The sequence below is a fragment of the Amycolatopsis sp. NPDC041971 genome, assembly GCF_055588925.1.
This window is the reverse complement of record NZ_JBVJCE010000033.1, coordinates 12,020-32,982: the sequence shown is the minus strand read 5'-3', so window position 1 is coordinate 32,982 and position 20,963 is coordinate 12,020. Positions and strand designations below refer to the sequence as shown.

Genomic DNA, 20,963 nt, shown 5'->3' with positions numbered 1-20,963 from the left:
AGGACGCAGGGTTCTTCCAGGATTTGGGGATCGCCGCCGTCGCGTTCGCGCGGCTCTTTTTCTTGGGGACCTGGCGGCGTGAGAAGCACCGCACCGCCGCCGAACCCGTGCGGGGCCCCCGCCCCGGCCCCCCCCCACGCGGTGTCAGGAACGGAAGGGGCCGGTCACCTCGTAGGTGATCCCGCCGGAGGACGAACCGGAGGTGCCGCGTTGCGACGAGAAGTACAGGCGGTTCCCGGCGGGGGTGAACGCGGGACCGCAGATCTCCGACGAGCTCTGCCCGTTGACGCGCAGGAACGGCGCCACGATGTCGTTCGGTGTGATGATGCAGATCTCCATGTTGCCGCCGTCTTCGGCGACGTACAGATCGCCGGACGAGGTGCCGGTGACGTTGTCGACGCCGGTCAGCGGCGCCGAACCGGGGCTGACCAGCGAGTCGTCGTAGGCCAGTTCGTAGGTGCCGTTCGTCAGGTTGAGCTGCCAGACGCGGTTGTCACCCTTGGTGGTGAACCACGCGGTGTCGTTGGCGTAGTGCAGCCCTTCGCCGCCGTTGAACCGCTTGGCGCCGGAGACCTGGTTGCGGGTGGCGGTGGGGGAGCCGTCGGGGTCGGGCACGTTCGCCCAGGTGAAGCTGCCCGATGTCGCCGTGCCCGCCTTCAGCACCTGCAGCGTGCCGGCGGAAAGGTTGCCCCAGGTCGTCGGGACGAAGCGGTAGAAGCAGCCGTCCGAAGTGTCTTCGGTCAGGTAGACGACCTTGCGCACCGGGTCGGCCGCCGCGGCCTCGTGTTTGAACTTCCCCATCGCGGGCCGCTGGACGGCGGCCGTGGCCGGACCGTTCGGCTGGCACTCGTAGACGAATCCGAGGTCGACCTCCTCACAGGAAAGCCAGGTGTTCCAAGGAGTCTTGCCACCCGCGCAGTTCTGGCGAGTGTTCGCCAGCACGCGATGGGCGCCGGTGATGTTCCCGCTCGCGTCGAATTTGACCGCGCTCGCACCACCGCCCGGGGTGATCTCGGAGTTCGACACGTAGATCCAGCCGCCGCCGTCGGCGAACACCGCGCCGCCGTCCGGGGCGTTGTGCCAGGTGTACCCGGTGCTCGCGACCTTCTGGCCGGATCGGGCGATGACACGGCTGGTGAATCCCGCCGGCAACTGGATGCCGTTCGCGTCGGCCGCCTGGAGCGCGCCGTACGGGCTGGGTCCGTTCTGGGCGGGTGCGGCGAGGGCCACCCCCGAGAGCCTGTTTCCGAACGCCGTGACACCGGCGCCGACCACGGCCGCGCGCAGGAAATTCCGTCGCTTCACTCGTGCCTCCGAGAAATCCGCTGATGTGGTGGTGCGGGAAGGAGCGGATCGGAGAGTACGGGCGGAACGGGACTTCCAGGTGAATTCGCGGCGTACTTACCACGAGAAGACAACTTTCGTAGGGAATCCTCGCTCAGCACTATTTCCCGGGCTTTGCGGAGGCCGGGCGCGTCGGCCCCGCCTCGTTGTTCCGCGACGGCCAAAGCGAGCAGTAGTCGATCGAAAGGCGCGTATCCGCCATTGCGGTGGTGGCGACGTCCGATCAGGTGACGCCAGACGGCGAGATGCTCATCGAGCCCGGGCTCTCCCGGAGTGGCGCGGAGTAAGACTCGAAGCAGGATTCTCATCTGGTTTTCGTTACCGGGCAAGGTGTCGCGGGCCAGCGTGTCGGCCAAGGTGCTGCGGTACCGGCCGGTCGCGGCGGCCAGCGCGCGGATGCTGAGGCCGCTTCGGTCGCGGAGTTCGCGCAAATGCGCCATGAACGCCGATTCCGTGTTCATCGGCTTGCCCGTGCGGGCACGGTCCGGCCGAGGACGGTGCTGAAGAGCCCGATCGCGACCCCCGCCGCGATCGGCGCGCTCGTACCGGCGAAGGTCAGCAGTGTGGTGAATGTGGCGAGAACGCTCAGGCAGACGATCTGACCGATCGAAACGCATCTGCGCCTCGGCCGCGATGGGGAAAGAATTCCTTGACTCATGACCTTGCCCTCTCAAGGATCACGCACCCCGGCTGGGTGGCACGCACTGCACGTTATCAAAACGTGATAGGGAGTTTAAGGTGAGTCGATGTCCGGGTTCGTCCGGATTCCGGAATGCCGAAAGCCCCGGACCCTTGGGGGATCCGGGGCTTCAGGGCTGTCGGGCCTCGCGTCGTTACGCCACTTGAGCGACCGGAGCCGTCGCTGGGGCCAACGCGATGTCCAGCACGTCGCGGACGTTCGCCACGGCGTGGACGTCCAGCTGTGCCAGCACTTCGGCCGGGACGTCGTCCAGATCGGGCTCGTTGCGCTGCGGGATGATCACCGTCTTCATCCCCGCCCGGTGCGCGGCCAGCAACTTCTGCTTGACCCCGCCGATCGGCAGCACCCGTCCGGTCAGCGACACCTCACCGGTCATCGCGACGTCCGACTTCACGACCCGGCCCGAAAGCAGGGACGCCAGCGCGGTCGTCATCGTGATGCCGGCGCTCGGCCCGTCCTTGGGCACCGCGCCCGCGGGGACGTGCACGTGGATGCCGCGGTCCTTCAGGTCGCCGACCGGGAGTTCCAGTTCGGCGCCGTGCGAGCGCAGGTACGACAACGCGATCTGCACCGACTCCTTCATGACCTCGCCGAGCTGACCGGTCAGTTGCAGCCCGGTCGAGCCGGACTCCGGATCCGCCAGCGACGCCTCGATGTAGAGGACGTCACCGCCGGCGCCGGTCACGGCCAGCCCGGTCGCCACGCCGGGGGTCGACGTGCGCTGGGTCGACGCGGGCAGTGAGGACTCCGGCAGGTGCCGCGGGCGGCCGAGGTAGGTCTCGAGCCCGTCGGCGTCGATCGTCAGCGGCAACTCGACCTCGTCCAGCGCGACCTTGGTCGCCACCTTCCGCAGCACCTTCGCGATGGTCCGGTTCGCGTTGCGCACCCCGGCTTCCCGCGTGTACTCGGCGGCGATGCGGCTGAACGCGCCGTCGGTCAGCGTGACGTCGTCCTTGCCGAGCCCGGCGCGATCCAGCTCGCGGGGGAGCAGGTGGTCGCGGGCGATGGTGACCTTCTCGTCCTCGGTGTAGCCATCGAGCGAGACCAGCTCCATCCGGTCCAGCAGCGGGCCGGGGATGGTCTCGAGCGCGTTCGCCGTCGCGAGGAACACGACGTCGGACAGGTCCAGTTCGACCTCGAGGTAGTGGTCGCGGAACGTGTGGTTCTGCTCCGGGTCCAGCACCTCCAGCAGCGCGGCCGTCGGATCGCCGCGGTAGTCGGTGCCGACCTTGTCGATCTCGTCGAGCAGTACGACCGGGTTCATCGAACCGGCTTCCTTGATGGCGCGGACGATCCGGCCGGGCAGCGCGCCGACATAGGTGCGGCGGTGACCGCGGATCTCGGCCTCGTCGCGGATACCGCCGAGCGCCACGCGCACGAACTCGCGGCCCATCGCCTTCGCCACGGACTCGCCGAGCGACGTCTTGCCGACCCCGGGAGGACCGGCGAGCGCCAGCACGGCGCCGGCCCCTCGCCCACCACCACCACCCTCAACGGAGCTTCGCCCCGCCTCGGTCCCGCGTCGTCCGCCGACCGGGCCGCGCCCCGACTCCGCGCGACGCTTGCGCACGGCCAAGTACTCGATGATGCGTTCCTTCACATCGTCGAGACCGGCGTGATCGGCGTCGAGGATGTCCCGCGCGGCGGCGATGTCGTGGACGTCGGTGGTGCGCTCGTTCCACGGCAGTTCGAGGACGGTGTCCAGCCACGTGCGAATCCAGCCGCCCTCGGGGGACTGGTCGGAGGTCCGCTCCAATTTGTCCACTTCGGACAGTGCGGCCTTCTTGACCGCGTCCGGCAGCTCGGCGGCCTCGACGCGGGCGCGGTAGTCGTCGTCACCGGCCGTGCCGTCGAGTTCGCCCAGCTCCTTGCGGATCGCTTCGAGCTGGCGGCGCAGCAGGAATTCCTTCTGCTGCTTCTCCATGCCCTCCTGGACGTCCTTGCGGATGGTGTCGGTCACCTCGAGTTCGGCCAGCTGCTCGCGGCTCCATTCGAGCGCCTTTTCGAGCCGTGCCGAAACATCGAGCGCCGAGAGCAGTTCGAGCTTCTGCCCGGTTTTCAGGTACGACGAGTTGCCCGCGAGGTCGGCGAGCGCGGACGGATCCTCGACCTCCTGGACGGCGTCGATCATCTGCCAGCCGCCACGCTGCTGGAGGATCGCGAGGACGACGCTCTTGTAGTCGGACGCGAGCTTCGCGGAGTTGTCGTCCGTGGTCTCGGTGGCGACCTCGGCGTGCACCCAGCGGGCGGCGCCGGGACCGTCGGCGATGCGGCCGACGACGGCGCGGCGGGTGCCGCGCAGCAGCACCGCGGTCTTACCGCCGGGCACGCGCCCGATGCGCTCGACGGTCGCGATGGTGCCGAGTCCGGCGTACTCGCCGTGGACGCGGGGGACGATCAGCACCTCGGCCTTGGTGGCGGCGCTGGACCGGATCCCCGGGAAGGAAGTCTGGGCAGGCGTGTTGGCCTGGGCGGACTCCACCGCGGCCCGCGTCTCCGTGTCGGCGAGGTCGAGCGGGACGATCATGCCCGGCAGCACGACGTCGTCATCGAGCGGGAGAACGGGCAGGAGGCGGTTGTCGGTCATCTGTGCACTCCTCGGTTAGTTGAGTCTGCTTAGCTCAACTCTCCGATCGACCCGTTTGTTTCCTTTCCGCGTTCGCCGTCAGCGATCACCCACCCCTCCGACCTCTGCGCGGGAAAGCGTCGCGTTTAGCCCGCTAAAGGCGACGCGTCTGGGTCAGAGGTCGGATGTCAGGGGTGGGTGGCGACGCCGCACCAGGCGAACGGCCGGGCGCCTTTCTCGTCCCGCCGCAGCTCCCGCACCGGTCGCCAGTCGGGCAGGTGGACGATGCCGGGCTCCAGCAGCGACCAGTCCCCGAAGAGCGGCTCGATCTCTTCGCGGTCTCGCATCCACACCGGGTTGCTCGTCTTCCGGTACTGCTCGACCATCCAGTGGAGCCCGTCGGCGTCCTCGCCGGTCTGGCCGCCGAAGCTCATGTGCGACAGCCCCAGCCAGCTGCCCGGCGCCAGCGCGTTCCGGTAGGTCGCGACCAGCGCGGGCGGATCGTCGTGCGGCCCGGCGAAATGCAGCACGGCCATCATCATCAGGCACACCGGCTGGTCGAAGTCGATCAGCCGCAACGTTTCCGGATGCCGCAGAACGTCCTTCGGCCGCCGCATGTCCGCATGGACGATTCCGGCCCAGTCGGTCGCCTCGTGCCGTTCGAGGATCAGCTCCGCGTGCGCCACCGCGACAGGCTCGTAGTCGACGTACACGACCTTCGCCGTGTCACCCGACTCCAGTTCTTCCTGAAGGATCTCGTGCACGTTCCCGGCTGTCGGGACACCGGAACCCAGATCGATGAACTGCCGGATCCCCGCGTTCAGCGCGGCGCGCACGACACGGTTCATGAACTCGCGGTTGTGCCGCGCCCCCGGTTTGACCCACCGCCACTGCCGTTCCAGCGCGCGGGCGAACTCGCGATCGACCGCCCAGTTGTGGGTCCCGCCGAGAAACCAGTCGTAGATCCTCGCCGCGGACGGCTTTTCGGTGTCGACCCCGGTCGGCGCCACCGGGGCCGCGTCATCGTCCCTTGTCACAGAAACCCCCTAGATCCTCTGCGAAAGAGCCTATCGGGATCAGTAGACCGCCGGCCGCCGCTGCCAGTAGGTCCAGAGCGGCCGGTAGCCCTGCGCGTACCAGAACGGCGTCGAGCGCGGGTTCGCGAGAGCGTGGTGCAGCAGCACGGCTTCGGTGCCGCATTCGTCGAAGACCTGATGCGCGTGCGCGGCGAGCGCGGTCCCCACCCCGCTCGAACGCGCCGGTTCGGCCACCGCCAGTGACGACAGGTAGCCGACCCGGTCGGCCGCGACCCGGCCGCCGACCCACGCCGTCTCGCCGGGGAACTGCACCCGCACCATGCCCAGCGGACGTCCGTACAACTCGGCGATCCACAACGTCGGGTTCTCCCGGCCCAGGTGTTTCGACAGGTTCGCGGCGATCGCTTCCTCCGCGCCATCGCGCAAGGTGGCAGAACCGAACTGCGCGTCATAACGCTGCAATTCCAGCTCGAGTCCGACGGCGGTTTCGAGATCATCAGCTTCGGCGGGCCGGATGTGCACTCCGGGGGTGGCGGGCGGTCCCGTCACCGCGAGCCGGTCGGCCGGCCGGACCGCGATCACCAGCACCGGCGCGAAACCGCGGCGCAGCAATTCGGCCGAACCGGGGGAGTCCCGGCTGGGCCGCACCACGGTCGCCGCCGTCTCGACATCTCCTGGTGGGGCCACGGTCTTCAGATGTTCATCCCATCGGGTGAGTAATGCGTTAAGGGCCGCTTCCGGGCGAGGACCGGTAAGTCGCGCTTCGAGACGGTGTTCGACGAGGGCCCGCCACGGAGAGTCAGCGGAATCGGGACCCGCCTCAGTCCGTACCGACAAACCGGCGGCGGCTGAGTCGCCTTCTGTCGCGGAGAGTGACACGGCACCCTCGACAGGCTCCAGTGCAGGCATTTCGGGGAGCAGGGCGTCCACGGTGGCGAGCCGTTCGGCATGCCCGGCGGCGATGGCGTGGCTATTCATAGGGCTATTCAAGCCCCTGCCGGGGGATACCGACGGGTCCGCCGGGAACTTCACGAGATTGGCCGCGGTGTGGCTTCAGGTGACTTCCGGTAGTCGGAAGGAACGCGAATAACGCTCCCATTTCACCCCGTGGTCCACGCAGGTCAGCGCGACGCGCCCATTGTTAACCCTGGGGTGATCTCATACTGTCTCGAATGGGACTTGGGTGCACCCTCCGGGGTACTGTATTGCCCTCGTCCGCGAGGTCGCGGTGGGACAGGACCGGTTGGGCAGCCGGGAAGGAAGGTCGGATGCCGGACACGAACGGCAGGCCCGGGAGCGCCGCACAGGCGACAGCGGGCAAGGGAGGCGCCGTTACGGAGGCTCGTACCGACGAGCGACGGTTCCGCGTCTACACCTTCGCGGTACTCACCATGGGCATCGCCGCCGCGGCCGCGGTCAGCCTCTGGCTGGATTTCGAGGCTTCGGACGATCTGTTGTGGATCGGGCCGATCCTCGCGCTCGCGTTCCTGCTCGCCGAACAGCTCGGCATCAACGTCGACGTCCGCAGCGGCATCTCGTGGACGATCTCGTTCACCGAGATCCCGCTGGTCATCGGATTCTTCGTCGCTCCCTTCGAAGTCGTGCTCGCCGCACATCTCGCGGCGGGCATCGGAACACTGCTGGCCCGCAAGGTCGCGGGCCGCGTCCTCTACAACGCCGGCGCCTTCCTGCTGGAGATCACCGGCGCGTTCGCCGTGGCGGGACTGGTGAAACAGGCCTCCGGCGCTCACGACATGACCTGGATCGCCGCGCTGGCAGGCACTTTGACCGCGCCGTTGGTCAGCACGCTGCTCGCGCTCGCCGCCGTCCGCGTGCTGCGCCGCCGCATGCGGGTCAGCACCGCGATCCGGCTGACCGGCCGCATCCTGGTCGTCGGCTTCGTCAACGCTTCGGTCGGTCTTTCCGGTTATTTGGTCATTTCCGGTACGCCGAAGGCCTGGCCGCTCGTGCTGGCCGTCTTCCTCGGGCTCACCGCGTTGTACTGGGCGTACTCGGATCTGCTGCGCGAACAGCGCGACATGGAAGCGTTGTCCGACGTCAGCCTGATGGTCGCCCGATCCGGTCAACAGGCCGCCGCGCGGCCCGCCGGACGAGCCGACGAACTCGTCGGCGGCGTCGACGTCCGCGAGTGGGCGACCATCGCCGAACGCATCAAGGACCAGCTGGCCGCCGGTCGTGTCGTGCTCAGGCTGCGGCTGGAACCCAAGGACACCATGCGGATGGTCGTCGCAGGCGACGAACTCCCTCCCGTCGACCCGGCCGCCGACGACCCGCTGCTGCGCCTGCCCGGCGCGCACGTCCGGCATTTCCGGATCACCGAAGCCAACCCCGACGTCCGCTCCGCGTTGCTCGACCGCGGCGCGCAGGAGGCGCTCGTCGTCCCGCTGCGCAGTGCGAACCAGCTCCTCGGCGTCGTCGAAGCGCACGACAGGCTGTCCCGCTGGCGTGGTTTCGGCAAGTACGACGTCCAGCTGCTCGGCACGATGGCCAGCCACCTCGCGACCTCGCTGGACAACCGGCGCCTGCTCGCGACCCTGCGTCACGACGCCTATCACGATCCGCTGACCGGCCTGCTCAACCGGCCGGGCTTCCGCCAAGTCGCCAAGGAACCGTTGCGGGAACAGGTCGACGCGGTCGTGCTGCGGGTCGACCTGGACGTCTTCTCCACCGTCAGCGACGCCCTCGGCTACGTATGGGCCGATCGGATGGTCATCGCCGCGGGCCGCCGGATCCGCGACGCGCTCGGCCCCGACGTCCCGCTCGCCCGGCTCGAAGGCGCGTCCTTCGCGGCGCTCCTCGTGGGCTGCGCGCCGGAACGCGCTCAAGCCGCCGCGGAGCTGCTCCGCGCGGAACTGGTCGCCCCGTACCCGGTGGACCGGCTCTCCGTCGAAGCCAACGCGATGATCGGTTACGCCACCTCGTCGGCGGAAGACGACGACCAGGTCGACGTCGACGGGCTCCTGCAACGCGCCGACGTCGCCGTCCGCGCGACCAAGGGCGGTGAAGAGGTCCGCGGCTACATGGCCAGCATGGGCCAGATCTTCATGCGCCGGTTCCAGATGGTGACGCAGTTCCGGCAATCGCTCGAAGAGGGCCAGCTGAGCGTCCACTATCAGCCGAAGATCACCTTGCCGAACCGGCAGATCCAGGGTGTCGAGGCGCTCGTGCGCTGGATGCATCCGGAGTTCGGCAGGCTCGGCCCGGACGAGTTCGTCCCGGCGATCGAAGCGGCGGGCCTCATCGGCGTCCTGACCTCGTTCGTGCTCGAAGAGTCGTTGAAGCGCGTGCGGAAGTGGCTCGACGAAGGCCTGCGCATCTCCGCCGCCGTGAACCTGTCGGTGCGGAACCTGGCCGACGAGGACTTCCCGACGAAGGTCGCGCGCGAACTCGACCGCTTCGGCATCCCGCCCGAGTTGCTCACCTTCGAGCTCACCGAGTCCGGTGTGATGTCCGACCCGCAGAAGGCGCTGCCGATTCTGCGGGAACTGCACTCGCTGGGCATCGTGCTCGCCGTCGACGACTTCGGCACCGGTTACTCGTCGCTGGCCTACCTGCGACAGCTCCCGGTCGACCAGGTCAAGATCGACAAGAGCTTCGTCCTCGGCATGGGCACGGACCTCGGCGACCTCGCCGTCGTGCGCTCCATCGTCGAACTGGGCCACTCGCTGGGCCTCACGGTCGTGGCGGAGGGCGTCGAAGAGGACGTCGCGCGGGATCAGCTCGAGGCCATGGGATGTGACGTGGCACAGGGCTACCTCATCTCGCGGCCGCTGCCGGAGGACCGCCTGGAGGCGTGGCTGCAAGCCCGCACGGCGCGCTCTCCAGGGCGACACTCCGAGACGGTCTTGACCCTGCTGACCTGAGGTTTTGCGGTAAAGTGACCCCTCCTTCACGGGCCTCACGGAGGTGTTGCTAATCTTTCCAAGTCCTCGTGAGAGGACAAGGCCCCTTTAGCTCAGTCGGTAGAGCGTTTCCATGGTAAGGAAAAGGTCTACGGTTCGATTCCGTAAAGGGGCTCGCAACCTCAGCCGCGTCACGCAAGCGTGTCGCGGTTAGGGGTATGTAAGGGCGGTGTAGCTCAGCTGGCAGAGCAAGCGGCTCATAATCGCTGTGTCGCCGGTTCAAGTCCGGCCACCGCTACGCGGTAATCCTGGGTATCCCAGGCCTAGTAGAGAAGGAAATGCTGTGGCTGCCACTGACGTGCGACCGAAGATCACGCTCGCGTGTGAGGAGTGCAAGCACCGCAACTACATCACCAAGAAGAACCGGCGCAACAACCCGGATCGCCTGGAGATGAAGAAGTTCTGCCCGAACTGCGGTACGCACCGGACTCACAAAGAGACCCGCTGAGCGTCTAGCGGTTCTACCAGTCTCACCTGAAGCCGTCCTGGTCACCACCAGGGCGGCTTCGGGCATTTCCGGGTTCGGTAGCCTGCTCGGGTGGCCTTGGACCAGTCGTTCACCGGGCGGGCGTACCCGCCGACCAGTACCTATGAAGTGAGTCGCGAGAAGATCCGGGAGTTCGCCGACGCGCTCGGCGACACGAACCCGCTCTACCGCGACACCGAAGCGGCGAAGGCGGCCGGTCACCCCGACGTCATCGCGCCGCCGACGTTCCTCACGATCATCAACCTCGCTTCGATCAACGCGATCGTCTCCGACCCGGAGCTGGGCCTCGACTATTCGCGGATGGTCCACGGTGATCAGCGGTTCACCTACACGCGGCCGGTGCACGCGGGCGACGTCCTGTCGCTGACCACGCACATCGACAACATCATGACCCGCGCCGGGAACGACTTCATCAACCTGCGCGCCGAGATCTCCGGCGCCGACGGCGGCCCGATCGCCACCACGTACGCCCAGCTCGTGGTCCGAGGGGAGGGCGCGTGAGCACGTTCACCGCCGGAGAAGAACTGACGCCGCTGACCGTCGACGTCACCAGGGACCAGCTGGTGCGTTACGCCGGCGCTGCGCTGGACTTCAACCCCATCCACTGGAACGAGGCCTTCGCCAAGGAGGTCGGCCTGCCGGACGTCATCGCGCACGGGATGCTGACCATGGCGCTCGGGGCGCGGCTCGTCACCGATTGGCTCGGCGACCCCGGCCGCCTCGTCGACTACTTCGCGCGCTTCACGCGCCCCGTGGTCGTGCCGAACGGCGGCGCCGCGACGATCGAGTTCACCGGCAAGGTCGCCGTGGTGAACGACGACGGCACCGCTCGCATCGACATCACCGCCAAGTTCGAGGGCAAGACCGTCCTGGGCAAGGCGCAAGCGGTCGTCCGCTCCTGACCCGAAAAGTGATAGCAAGGGACCTTTGCTAGCGTCGCTTAGCATGCCTAAGTAAGCGAGAGCAAAGGACCCTTGCTCTCTTTTCGCAGGTCAGCGAGTCGGCGAGGGATCCGTCTCGGCTGGCGTAGGGACGCGAAGGGGCTTCGCGAGCTTAAGAAAGCCTGCTTCGCGTGCTTAAGCGGCGGCGAGGCGCATGACCGGACCAAATGATGCCCACTGTGTGGATTTCGGGGCGTTAGATGACCCGAAATCCACACAGTCCCGCGTGACAGGTCCGATCATGCGGGCAAGGCCGTGTCCGGTAAGTCTGTGCGCGAAGACCGCGGACAGGCTTACCGGACACGGCCTTGCCCCTGAGTGACACCTCGCGTGCCCCGTCAGTCGCACCGTTCAGGCGCCGGCCCGCCACGCCACCTCGACGGGCCCCGATAGACGCTTAAGCGACCTTGAGTAGCTTTTCGATGACCTCCGCCATGCCTTCCGCACCCCGCGCGTTCGGGTGCAGCGGCGCCGCGGGCACCGAAGGCGCGGGGCCTTCGACCCATCGCCGGTTCGCGGCGCTGCACATGTCGCGCCCCTTGCTCGCTATCGACATGTCGGCGAAGCCCGCTTCGTGTTCCTTCGCCGTCTCTCGCAGCGCCGTGTTCAGTCGCTTCAGCGAGTCGCGGAAGTAGGCCACGTCCCCCGTGCCGACCGGCAGGACCGGCCAGCAACCGGCGTCGTCGTCCGGGAGCACCGTCGGGTAGCCGACGACCACGATGCGCGCCGAAGGGGCCTTCGAGTGGATCTGGTCCAGGATTCCGCCAAGCCGGTCCGCCGCGGCGGTGATCCGCTCGACGAGCTGGTCGCGGCCGCCAGCGGTCAGTTGGGTCTTACAAGGCGAAGCGGTCTGCTGCTGCGTCGTGCACTGGCTCGCGAAACCGACGAAGCCCACGTCGTTGCCGCCGATCCCGACGGTCACCAGCGTCGTGTCGCCATCGACGGCGTCGAGCTGCGGAGCGTTCGTGCCCTCAGGGGTCGTCTGTTCGCCGGTGAGGTGTTCGGTCGTGGCGCCACCGCAGCTGACATCGACGAACTCGGCCGGGCGCAGCTTCGCGGCGAGCAGGCGCGGATAGTTGTTGTCCGAGCGGCCGCAGCCCGTCGGCGCGCCCACGGGACGTCCGGTGCCGGGCGAAGCCGTGTAGGAATCCCCCAGCGCCACGTACCGGCCCGAGCCATCCGAAGTGGTGACGCCCGCCGGTGTCACCGACGTGCCACGCTCCCACAGGTGGTAGGCGATCCCCAGGACGGACAGCACGATCACCAGGAGGAGGCAACCCCCGCCAGTTCTTCGCTGCGTCACCCGTTCGTTTTACGCGACCTGGGTCACTTTTGTCATCGGTCGACCGTCGGTGAAGGACAAGTGAGCGGGTGATCCCGGATGTGTGAGATGTGGATCACAGTCTAGGTGGGTAGTCCTTCAGTCTTTCGGCACGAGGCCGCGCAGCTCCGCGGCGAGATCGAGGGCATGGGTGACGTCCCGCGCGAGGTAGTGCGGGTCGACGAAGGCCTCGGTGATCCCGGTTTCGGCGGCCGCCGCCAGCTCCGCGGCGACGTCCTTGAGAGCCGTTCCGGGTTTCGGGTTGATCCGCAGCACCCGCCGCAGCGCACCGGGGTCACGCCCCGCCTTCTCGGCGGCGCTCACCACGGTTTCCCAGAGCTTCGCGAGATAGGGCGCGGGCAGTCCGGCGGGCAGCCAGCCGTCCGCGCGGCGGCCGACGCGGTCCAGCGCCGCCGCCGAAAACCCGCCAAGCAACACGGGCGGATGCGGGCTCTGAGCCGGGCGCAGCCCCACCTTCGACGCCGGGATCCGCCAGCGTTTGCCTTCGTGTTCGACCGGATCGCCGGTCCAGAACTCCCGAAGGACGTCAAGGAGCTCTTCCAGTTGCTTGCCGCGGCCCTTCCAAGGCGTCCCCGTCGCGGTGTACTCGTCGCGAAGCCAGCCAGTGCCCAGCCCGACATCCAGACGGCCGCCGCTCACCTGATCCAGCGAGGTCAGCATCCGCGCGAGCACCACGGCCGGATACACCGTTCCGGTGAGGGTGCTGGTGCCGAGCCGGACCGTTTGGGTGACGGTCGCGGCCACCGTCAGCAGGATCAGCGGATCGGCGAAGGTGACGAACTCCGGCGGATAAGGCCGCTCCGGTGTGCCGCCGGGATAGAAGTCCGACGGCGAAACCGGGGCCAGCACCCGATCCCCGACCCACAACGACTCGTACCCGAGTTCCTCGGCGGCCGCGGCGAAACCGGGGACGGCCTCCAGCGAAGCGAGGGGACCGTATTGCGGAAGGGCGATTCCCAGACGCATCGCGGTCACCGTGCTTCCGCGAGCAGCCGGCCCATCCTGGCGATCCCCTCGGCGAGATCGTTTTCGTTCAGTGCATAGGAAATCCGGAAGTACCCCGGCGTCCCGAACGCTTCGCCGGGCACCACGGCGACTTCGGCTTCGCGCAGGATCAGCTCGGCCAACGCGACCGTGTCGGCCGGTCGTTCGCCGCGAATCTCCTTGCCCAGCAAGGCTTTCACTGACGGGTAGACATAGAAGGCGCCGAGCGGCACCGGCGTCTCGACCCCAGGGATTTCGGAAAGCAGGGAAAGCGCCGTCTTTCGCCGGGAATCGAACGCTTCGCGCATCGCGTGAACGGCGTCGAGCGGACCGCTCACCGCGGCCAGCGCGGCCCGTTGCGCGACGTTCGAAACGTTGCCGCACAAGTGCGATTGGTACGCGGTCGCCGCATTGACCACGTCCTGCGGGCCGAGCAGCCAGCCCACCCGCCAGCCGGTCATCGAGTACGTCTTCGCGACCCCGTTGAGGACGATCGTCCGGTCGGCGAGTTCCGGGACCAGGACGGGCATCGAGGGCGCTTCGGCACCGTCGTAGACCAGGTGCTCGTAGATCTCGTCGGTGATGACCCAGAGGCCGTTTTCGTGCGCCCAGCGCCCGATCGCCTCGACCTGTTCGCGCGGGTACACCGCGCCGGTCGGGTTCGACGGCGACACGAACAGCAGCACCTTCGTGCGCGGCGTCCTGGCGGCTTCCAGCTGCTCGACGGTGACCAGATAACCCGTCGTCTCGTCGGCCGTGACCTGCACCGGGACCCCGCCCGCGAGGACGATCGACTCCGGGTACGTCGTCCAGTACGGCGCGGGCAGCAGCACCTCGTCGCCAGGGTCGAGCAGCGTCGCGAACGCCGAATAGACCGCCTGCTTGCCGCCGTTGGTCACCAGGACGCGGCCGGGGTCGACCTCGTACCCGGAGTCGCGCACGGTCTTCGCCGCGATCGCCTCACGCAGCTCCGGCAGCCCGCCCGCGGCGGTGTAGCCGTGATTGACCTTGTCGCGGACGGCCGCTTCGGCGGCTTCGAGCACGTTGGCCGGGGCGGGGAAGTCCGGCTGCCCGGCGCCGAAGCCGATCACCGGACGACCCTGCGCCTTGAGCGCCCGGGCCTTCGCGTCGACGGCCAGCGTGGCCGACGGCGTGATGCCGCCGATGCGGGCCGAGACGCGGGAAGCCGGCGAAAGCGAGGGTGCGGGAGCGCTCATGGCGACATCGTGGCACGATCATGGGGTCGGCCGTGGGGGAGTTTCCTCGCGGAAGGCTGCTCCACGCCGCTTTGAGGGGCGCGGTTGCGAAGCTGTTCCGGGGTTGCCGTAGACTTCTGGTCTCGGAACGCACTACGGTCATCCCCGCCACGGCGGTGGGGACGATGGAATGCGTCCTCGGGAGCTCCAGACCATCGGGGCTCCAAAGGGGTGTAGCTCAATTGGCAGAGCAGCGGTCTCCAAAACCGCAGGTTGCAGGTTCAAGTCCTGTCACCCCTGCGTAAGCGAACTGGTGAAGGCGGAGGAGTGGTCGTGAGCGACAGCGACGCCAGCGGTGAGAAGGCGCAGGACGGCGCCGGGCGGAAGCCCGACGAGCAGTCCCGCCCGGTGACCGCCGCTGCCCGGCGTGAGCGCCGTGCGTCCGCGCGCCCGTCCGGTAAGGCCGACGCCAAGTCGGATGACAAGACCCGCCCCGCCGGCAAGGCGAAGGCCGGGGACAAGACCGAGAAGTCCAAGGACGCCAAGAGCACGGCGACTCCGAAGCGCGACCGCAAGCCGAAGCAGGCGTCGATCTTCGCCCGGCTGATGCGCTTCATCCGCGAAGTCTGGGCCGAGCTGCGCAAGGTCATCTGGCCGAACCGCAAGCAGATGGTCACCTACACCGCGGTGGTGCTGGTCTTCGTGGTGTTCATGGTGGCGCTGGTGAGCGGCCTCGACCTGGCCTTCAAAGAGGTCGTCGGTGCCGTCTTCGGCAGCTGAGGCAGCCGGTCGCGGGGCGTGAGCGCGCCGCACGCCTGCCTTGCGCCACGGCAACCGATCAACTGAGAGGACGGAACGTGACCTCCGACAACGGCACAGCAGCCGGTCATGAGCTGACCGAGCTTTCCGACGAGCAGGTGCACGCGGCACTCGGCGACGAGCAGTCCGAGCACCTGGACTCCGTCGAGGTGCCCGCCGCAGGCGACGAGGTCGACGAAGCCGGAGATGTCGCGGAGGCCGAAGAGGCCTCCGGCGAGCCCGACGACAACGCAGCCGACGCAGCCGACGACACCGCCGCCGAAGCCGACGAGGACGTCGACCCGGTCGCGAAGATGCGCGCGGAACTCAACGCCGCTCCCGGTGAGTGGTACGTCGTGCACTCGTACGCGGGTTACGAGAACAAGGTGAAGACCAACCTCGAGACCCGGACCCAGACCCTGGACGTCGAGGACTACATCTTCCAGATCGAGGTCCCGACCGAAGAGGTCACCGAGATCAAGAACGGCCAGCGCAAGCAGGTGCAGCGCAAGGTGCTGCCCGGCTACATCCTGGTCCGGATGGACCTGAACGACGCCTCGTGGAGCGCGGTGCGCAACACGCCGGGTGTCACCGGGTTCGTCGGCGCCACGTCGCGTCCGTCGCCGTTGACCGTGGAAGAGGTGCTCAAGTTCCTCGCGCCCAAGGTCGAGACGGCCACGGCCGCCAAGTCCGGCAAGGGCGAGGCCGCCGCTTCCGAGTCGCAGCTGGGTGGCCCCGCGGTCGAGGTCGACTTCGAGATCGGCGAGTCGGTCACCGTCATGGACGGCCCGTTCGCGACGCTGCCCGCGACGATCTCCGAGGTCAACGTGGACGGGCAGAAGCTGAAGGTCCTGGTGTCGATCTTCGGCCGGGAGACCCCGGTCGAGCTGTCGTTCAACCAGGTCTCCAAGATCTGACGGCCGCCAGACGGCCGGCAGTCCCCGCGTACTGGCAGGTGTGCGGGGGACTCAAGTCAGTAAGAAGGAACAAACGAAATGCCACCCAAGAAGAAGAAGCTTGCGGCGATCATCAAGCTGCAGATCAAGGCGGGCGCGGCCAACCCCGCGCCGCCGGTCGGCCCCGCGCTGGGTCAGCACGGCGTCAACATCATGGAGTTCTGCAAGGCCTACAACGCCGCGACCGAGTCGCAGCGTGGGGACGTCGTCCCGGTCGAGATCTCCGTGTACGAAGACCGCTCGTTCGACTTCAAGCTCAAGACGCCGCCGGCCGCGAAGCTGCTGCTGAAGGCCGCGGGCGTGGAGAAGGGTTCTGGCGAGCCGCACAAGACCAAGGTCGCCAAGGTCACTTGGGACCAGGTCCGCGACATCGCGAAGACCAAGGAATCCGACCTGAACGCGCACGACATCGACCAGGCCGCGAAGATCATCGCCGGCACCGCCCGCTCGATGGGCATCACGGTCGTCGACTGAGTTCCACCCGGCTCCACCGTGGGAGAGCCAGTGCTGGCTCCAACACCACACTGATCCGTTGAAGAGTTAAGGACAGAAGCAATGCCCAAGCACAGCAAGGCCTACCGCAAGGCTCTTGAGCTGGTGGACCGCGAGCGGCTCTACGCCCCGCTCGAGGCCGCGAAGCTGGCCAAGGAGACTTCCTCCGCGAAGATGGACGCCACCGTCGAGGTCGCGATGCGCCTCGGTGTCGACCCTCGCAAGGCCGACCAGATGGTCCGCGGCACCGTGAACCTGCCGCACGGCACCGGTAAGACCGCCCGCGTCATTGTTTTCGCCGTCGGTGACAAGGCCGCCGAGGCCGAGGCCGCCGGCGCGGACGTGGTCGGCACCGACGAACTGATCGAGCGCATCCAGGGTGGCTGGCTCGAGTTCGACGCCGCGATCGCGACGCCGGACCAGATGGCCAAGGTCGGACGTATCGCCCGCATCCTCGGCCCGCGTGGCCTGATGCCGAACCCGAAGACCGGCACCGTGACCCCCGCGGTCGCGAAGGCCGTGACGGACATCAAGGGCGGTAAGATCAACTTCCGCGTGGACAAGCAGGCCAACCTGCACTTCGTCATCGGCAAGGCCTCGTTCGACACCGAGAAGCTGGTGGAGAACTACGCGGCCGCGCTGGACGAGGTCCTCCGCGCCAAGCCGTCGTCGGCGAAGGGGCGCTACCTGCGCAAGGTCGTCGTCTCCACGACGATGGGCCCGGGTATCCCGGTCGACCCCGCCCGGACCCGCAACCTCCTCTCCGAGGACGCGTGAGTCTGAGTTAGACATCACTGAGAAGGGGGCGGTCCCGCTACGGCGGGGCCGCCCCTTTTTCGTGTTTGCTTGAGGGCATGCCTACCTTCGCGTCGTTCGACGGGCTTCAGCTGAGCTACACCGTTTGGGAAGGTAAAGGGCGTCCGGTGCTGCTGCAGCACGGCTTCGCCGCGGACACGAACGCCAACTGGATAGCGCCGGGCGTCGTCGACACCCTCCAGGACGCGGGGCTGACCGTGATCAGCCTGGACGCGCGCGGCCACGGACGGTCGGCGAAGCCGCACGACGAGGCGAGCTACGGCGATGACGCGATGGTCCGCGACGTGTCGGCGTTGCTCGACACGCTGAACCTCGACGAGGTGTCGATGGTCGGCTACTCGATGGGCGCGATGATCGCGCTCGGCGCGGTGGCCGCCGACCCGCGGATCCGGTGCCTCGCGATCGGCGGGGTCGGCTCGGGGATCGTCGACTTCGGCGGGGTGGACACCCGCGTCGTCACACCGAAGGCGATCAGCGACGCTCTGCTGGCGGAGGACCCTTCGACGCTTCCGCCGTCTTCGGCGCCTTTCCGCGTCCTCGCCGACGCGTTGCGGGCGGACCGGATCGCGCTCGCGGCCGTCGCCCGCGGGACGGCGAATCCGAAGCTGGACTTGACGGCGATCGCCGTGCCGACCCTGATCCTCGCCGGGGACACCGACCCGCTGGCCGCGGAACCCGAACGCCTGGCCGCCGCCATCGCCGGCGCCCGCCTCGTCCGCGTCCCCGGTGATCACCTGACCGCCGTCATGCACCCCGCCTTCGGCTCGGCGCTGACCGGCTTCCTGACCTCGCACGACCTCTGACCCGCGTCGCGTTTAGCCCCCTAATCGCGATCCGGCGCGCACTTGCGTTTCGCGGGCTAATCGCGATCCGGCGGGCACTTGCGTTTCGCGGGCTAATCGCGATCCGGCGGGCACTTGCGTTTAGCCCCTAATCGCGATGCGGCGGGAGGAAGCCAGGTCAGTTGCCGGTCGGGGGTGCGGGGCAGGGCTCGGGGGAGTTCGCGTGTCCGGTGATCAGCCACTGGCCCATCTCGACTTCCTGCAGGGTGAAGCTGCCCAGCAGGGGGCCTCCGCGGATGTTGTACCAGCAAGAGTGGATAGTCAGGTTCTGTCGCGGGACCACACTCGACATCGGGCGTACCGCGTAGATGTACGGTGTGATGTCGGTGACCTTGGCGTTCAGGGCCGGGACGGCGGTCGCGCAGTCCGGGTAGCCGAGGTCGCGGGCGAACTGGGCCTGCGCCTGCTCACTCATCGACAGGCAGACCTTCTCGATCCGGGTGGCGGGCGGGTACGGCTTGCCGATCGTGTCGTAGATGGCCCGCACGGACTCCCAGGGATTGGTCGAAAGCACCTGGTTGGTGCGGTGCTTGCCGCCGCCGCCCTGGACGAACGTCGCCGTGTCCTGCCCGGAGTCGCTGGGGAAGATCTGCCGGTAGGCGATGGTGGCCCCGACGCAGATCAGCAAGATCACGATGACCCAGGCGAGGAGCTTTCCGCCCAGACGTCGCAGCCAGCGCGGCACCCGCGGCCGAGGAGCCTTGACGAGCTCACCGGGAGGCGGCCCCGGGGGGACCGGCGGCTGCCCGTAGTTCTGGGTGACGGGCCGGGCAGGCTGGGACGGCACCAAGCCCTGGTTCTGCGCCTCGGTGAACTTCAAATAGTCCTGGAACTGCTGAAACTGCTGGAACTGGCGCAGTTGCTCCTCGTCCAGCCGAGGCGCGGGCTGACCTCCCGCCTTGGGCTCGATGTCCGTGCCGGGCTCGTTGCCCGGCTTTCCGTCATCACGCTGCTCCGCCACGTCACCATGATGCCTCGCGAGTCCTCCTGTGCACTCCGCCGGTCGCGTTTAGCGGGCTGAACGCGATCCGGCGGGGGTCCGTGCGAAGGCCGAAACAGGGTCACGTACTCTTGTCAAGGTTCTACCGAAGACCGCTGGTCTTCTCCTGGTCATCTGGCCTGGAGAACGAAGGCCCCGCTAGGGCGGGCGACCCGCGCAGGAGGAACGAGGCTCGCTCACGACGTATGCCGTCGTGTGCCCTGACGCCCCGCGCCTGTCTGCGCTGGGGCGTTTCGTCGTTTCAGGGCTCTCAAGGCCAGTGGATCACTAGCCAAGAGAGGAGGCGACCATGGCGAAGCCCGACAAGGAGGCGGCCGTCGCCGAGATCGCGGAGAGCTTCCGCAGCAGCTCGGCCACAGTCGTTACCCAGTACACCGGCCTCTCCGTGTCCCAGCTGTCCCAGCTGCGCCGCGCTCTCGGCACCAGTGCCAAGTACCGGGTCGCGAAGAACACCCTCGTCAAGCGTGCCGCCACGGACGCGGGCATCGAGGGCCTTGAAGACCTGTTCGTCGGCCCGACCGCGATCGCCTTCGTCGAAGGTGAAGCTGTTGACGCCGCGAAGGCGCTTCGCGACTTCGCGAAGGACAACAACGCGCTTGTGATCAAGGGCGGTTACATGGACGGCAAGACGCTGTCCGTGGACGAGATCACCAAGATCGCCGATCTCGACAGCCGTGAGGTCCTGCTCGCCAAGGCGGCGGGCGCGTTCAAGGCGAAGCTGTCCCAGGCTGCCGCGCTGTTCCAGGCGCCGGCGTCCCAGGTCGCTCGCCTGGCTGCCGCGCTGGAGGACAAGCAGCGCAACGCCGGTACCGAAGCAGCCGAAGCACCCGCCGAGAGCTGAACACCCCCCACCCCGAACTTTTAGTTCGTTTCAGAGAGGAAAGCCACCATGGCGAAGCTGAGCACCACCGAGCTGATCGACGCCTTCAAGGAGCTCACCCTTCTTGAGCTGTCCGAGTTCGTGAAGGAATTCGAGACCACCTTCGACGTCACCGCGGCCGCCCCGGCCGCCGTTGTCGCCGCCGCCCCGGGTGCCGCTGCCGCCCCGGCCGCCGAGGAGCAGGACGAGTTCGACGTCGTCCTCGAGTCCGCCGGTGAGAAGAAGATCCAGGTCATCAAGGTCGTCCGTGAGGTCGTCTCGGGCCTGGGCCTGAAGGAGGCCAAGGAGCTGGTCGAGGCCGCTCCCAAGGCCCTCCTGGAGAAGGTCGACAAGGAGGCCGCCGAGGCCGCCAAGGAGAAGCTCGAGGCCGCGGGCGCCAAGATCACCATCAAGTGATCTTGGGCGCGTCAGCGCCTACCGCAGCACCGTCGAAGGGGCGGGCATCCAGCACGGATGCCCGCCCCTTCGCTGTCTCCAGCCTCGGGCCGGAGCGCCTTTAGCCCCCTAATCGCGACGCGTAGCCACGCTAAGTACCTGAGCGCGCCCAGTGCGCCGGATCGGGGGGGGGGGGGGGGGGAAGGGGGGAGGGGGGGAGAAAGGGGCGGAGAGGGGGCCCCCACCCGGACCCTCCTTCTTTAGGTAGACACAACCAAACCACC

The 20,963-nt window shown here is 68.0% G+C and carries 21 protein-coding genes and 3 tRNA genes; 14 read left to right on the top strand and 10 right to left on the bottom strand.

The genetic code is table 11. The features are described 5' to 3' along the window. Positions 1 to 144 precede the first annotated feature (144 nt). From ACZ6DT_RS39465 to ACZ6DT_RS39440, 6 genes are all read right to left on the bottom strand, one after another. Entirely contained in the window at positions 145 to 1,305 is a 1,161-nt protein-coding gene (locus ACZ6DT_RS39465) for an alkaline phosphatase PhoX (protein ID WP_465604960.1), read from the bottom strand. Then, complete coding sequence (locus tag ACZ6DT_RS39460; protein WP_465604958.1) at positions 1,302 to 1,805, bottom strand: hypothetical protein; 504 nt, start codon at positions 1,803 to 1,805, stop codon at positions 1,302 to 1,304. The genes ACZ6DT_RS39465 and ACZ6DT_RS39460 overlap by 4 nt, the downstream gene beginning before the upstream one ends. Then, the gene (locus tag ACZ6DT_RS39455) at positions 1,802 to 2,002 is read right to left on the bottom strand and encodes a hypothetical protein (protein WP_465604955.1); all 201 of its coding nucleotides are present in this window, start codon (positions 2,000 to 2,002) and stop codon (positions 1,802 to 1,804) included. Before ACZ6DT_RS39455 ends, ACZ6DT_RS39460 begins: the two co-directional genes overlap by 4 nt. Before the next feature lie 175 nt (positions 2,003 to 2,177). Next, on the bottom strand, positions 2,178 to 4,631 hold the full coding sequence (gene lon / locus ACZ6DT_RS39450) for an endopeptidase La (protein WP_465604952.1): 2,454 nt from the start codon (positions 4,629 to 4,631) through the stop codon (positions 2,178 to 2,180). A gap of 167 nt (positions 4,632 to 4,798) precedes the next feature. Further along, complete coding sequence (locus tag ACZ6DT_RS39445; protein ID WP_465604950.1) at positions 4,799 to 5,647, bottom strand: SAM-dependent methyltransferase; 849 nt, start codon at positions 5,645 to 5,647, stop codon at positions 4,799 to 4,801. A gap of 39 nt (positions 5,648 to 5,686) precedes the next feature. Next, positions 5,687 to 6,625, bottom strand: a complete 939-nt coding sequence (locus tag ACZ6DT_RS39440) for a GNAT family N-acetyltransferase (protein ID WP_465604947.1) — start codon at positions 6,623 to 6,625, stop codon at positions 5,687 to 5,689. 290 nt (positions 6,626 to 6,915) lie between these two features. Here ACZ6DT_RS39440 and ACZ6DT_RS39435 point away from each other — a divergent pair, with 290 nt between their 5' ends. The 6 genes from ACZ6DT_RS39435 to ACZ6DT_RS39410 all read left to right on the top strand — a co-directional run bounded on the left by ACZ6DT_RS39435 (position 6,916) and on the right by ACZ6DT_RS39410 (position 10,959). Then, a complete protein-coding gene (locus tag ACZ6DT_RS39435) occupies positions 6,916 to 9,531 on the top strand; it encodes a putative bifunctional diguanylate cyclase/phosphodiesterase (protein ID WP_465604944.1) in 2,616 nt (871 codons plus the stop codon). An 81-nt stretch (positions 9,532 to 9,612) separates the two neighbouring features. Then, positions 9,613 to 9,685 (top strand) — tRNA-Thr (locus ACZ6DT_RS39430). 50 nt (positions 9,686 to 9,735) lie between these two features. Further along, positions 9,736 to 9,808 (top strand) — tRNA-Met (locus ACZ6DT_RS39425). 45 nt (positions 9,809 to 9,853) lie between these two features. Next, on the top strand, positions 9,854 to 10,018 hold the full coding sequence (gene rpmG, locus ACZ6DT_RS39420) for a 50S ribosomal protein L33 (RefSeq protein WP_005152047.1): 165 nt from the start codon (positions 9,854 to 9,856) through the stop codon (positions 10,016 to 10,018). 90 nt (positions 10,019 to 10,108) lie between these two features. Further along, the gene (locus tag ACZ6DT_RS39415) at positions 10,109 to 10,558 is read left to right on the top strand and encodes a MaoC family dehydratase N-terminal domain-containing protein (RefSeq protein ID WP_465604941.1); all 450 of its coding nucleotides are present in this window, start codon (positions 10,109 to 10,111) and stop codon (positions 10,556 to 10,558) included. Beyond that, a complete protein-coding gene (locus ACZ6DT_RS39410) occupies positions 10,555 to 10,959 on the top strand; it encodes a MaoC/PaaZ C-terminal domain-containing protein (protein ID WP_465604938.1) in 405 nt (134 codons plus the stop codon). Before ACZ6DT_RS39415 ends, ACZ6DT_RS39410 begins: the two co-directional genes overlap by 4 nt. A gap of 436 nt (positions 10,960 to 11,395) precedes the next feature. On the opposite strand, the gene ACZ6DT_RS39405 is transcribed toward ACZ6DT_RS39410, so the two are convergent. The 3 genes from ACZ6DT_RS39405 to ACZ6DT_RS39395 form a co-directional block, all read right to left on the bottom strand. Beyond that, positions 11,396 to 12,262, bottom strand: a complete 867-nt coding sequence (locus ACZ6DT_RS39405) for an SGNH/GDSL hydrolase family protein (RefSeq protein WP_465604936.1) — start codon at positions 12,260 to 12,262, stop codon at positions 11,396 to 11,398. 156 nt (positions 12,263 to 12,418) lie between these two features. Continuing rightward, positions 12,419 to 13,315, bottom strand: coding sequence for a TIGR03619 family F420-dependent LLM class oxidoreductase (locus tag ACZ6DT_RS39400; protein ID WP_465604934.1), 897 nt, complete (start codon positions 13,313 to 13,315; stop codon positions 12,419 to 12,421). Continuing rightward, positions 13,312 to 14,541, bottom strand: a complete 1,230-nt coding sequence (locus ACZ6DT_RS39395) for a pyridoxal phosphate-dependent aminotransferase (protein ID WP_465604931.1) — start codon at positions 14,539 to 14,541, stop codon at positions 13,312 to 13,314. Before ACZ6DT_RS39395 ends, ACZ6DT_RS39400 begins: the two co-directional genes overlap by 4 nt. A gap of 206 nt (positions 14,542 to 14,747) precedes the next feature. Here ACZ6DT_RS39395 and ACZ6DT_RS39390 point away from each other — a divergent pair. The 6 genes from ACZ6DT_RS39390 to ACZ6DT_RS39365 all read left to right on the top strand — a co-directional run bounded on the left by ACZ6DT_RS39390 (position 14,748) and on the right by ACZ6DT_RS39365 (position 18,385). Beyond that, positions 14,748 to 14,820: transfer RNA gene (locus tag ACZ6DT_RS39390), tRNA-Trp, on the top strand. A gap of 27 nt (positions 14,821 to 14,847) precedes the next feature. Further along, positions 14,848 to 15,300 carry a preprotein translocase subunit SecE gene (gene secE / locus ACZ6DT_RS39385; protein WP_465604928.1) on the top strand — a complete coding sequence of 151 codons (453 nt, stop codon included), beginning with the start codon at positions 14,848 to 14,850 and terminating at the stop codon, positions 15,298 to 15,300. A 77-nt stretch (positions 15,301 to 15,377) separates the two neighbouring features. After that, positions 15,378 to 16,235: a transcription termination/antitermination protein NusG gene (gene nusG / locus ACZ6DT_RS39380; protein WP_465604925.1), complete on the top strand. Its 858-nt coding sequence runs from the start codon at positions 15,378 to 15,380 to the stop codon at positions 16,233 to 16,235. 78 nt (positions 16,236 to 16,313) lie between these two features. Continuing rightward, positions 16,314 to 16,748, top strand: a complete 435-nt coding sequence (rplK, locus tag ACZ6DT_RS39375; RefSeq protein WP_020633284.1) for a 50S ribosomal protein L11 — start codon at positions 16,314 to 16,316, stop codon at positions 16,746 to 16,748. Between the two features lie 81 nt (positions 16,749 to 16,829). Next, positions 16,830 to 17,543, top strand: a complete 714-nt coding sequence (gene rplA / locus ACZ6DT_RS39370) for a 50S ribosomal protein L1 (protein WP_465604922.1) — start codon at positions 16,830 to 16,832, stop codon at positions 17,541 to 17,543. 77 nt (positions 17,544 to 17,620) lie between these two features. After that, positions 17,621 to 18,385, top strand: coding sequence for an alpha/beta fold hydrolase (locus ACZ6DT_RS39365; protein ID WP_465604919.1), 765 nt, complete (start codon positions 17,621 to 17,623; stop codon positions 18,383 to 18,385). Between the two features lie 157 nt (positions 18,386 to 18,542). Here the strand turns inward: ACZ6DT_RS39365 and ACZ6DT_RS39360 are convergent, their stop codons facing one another. Next, positions 18,543 to 19,385 carry a hypothetical protein gene (locus tag ACZ6DT_RS39360; RefSeq protein WP_465604917.1) on the bottom strand — a complete coding sequence of 281 codons (843 nt, stop codon included), beginning with the start codon at positions 19,383 to 19,385 and terminating at the stop codon, positions 18,543 to 18,545. A 328-nt stretch (positions 19,386 to 19,713) separates the two neighbouring features. On the opposite strand from ACZ6DT_RS39360, the gene rplJ reads away from it, so the two are divergent. Then, on the top strand, positions 19,714 to 20,265 hold the full coding sequence (gene rplJ / locus ACZ6DT_RS39355; protein ID WP_276366346.1) for a 50S ribosomal protein L10: 552 nt from the start codon (positions 19,714 to 19,716) through the stop codon (positions 20,263 to 20,265). Positions 20,266 to 20,313: 48 nt separating this feature from the next. Then, positions 20,314 to 20,700, top strand: a complete 387-nt coding sequence (rplL, locus tag ACZ6DT_RS39350; RefSeq protein ID WP_396556881.1) for a 50S ribosomal protein L7/L12 — start codon at positions 20,314 to 20,316, stop codon at positions 20,698 to 20,700. Positions 20,701 to 20,963: the final 263 nt, after the last annotated feature.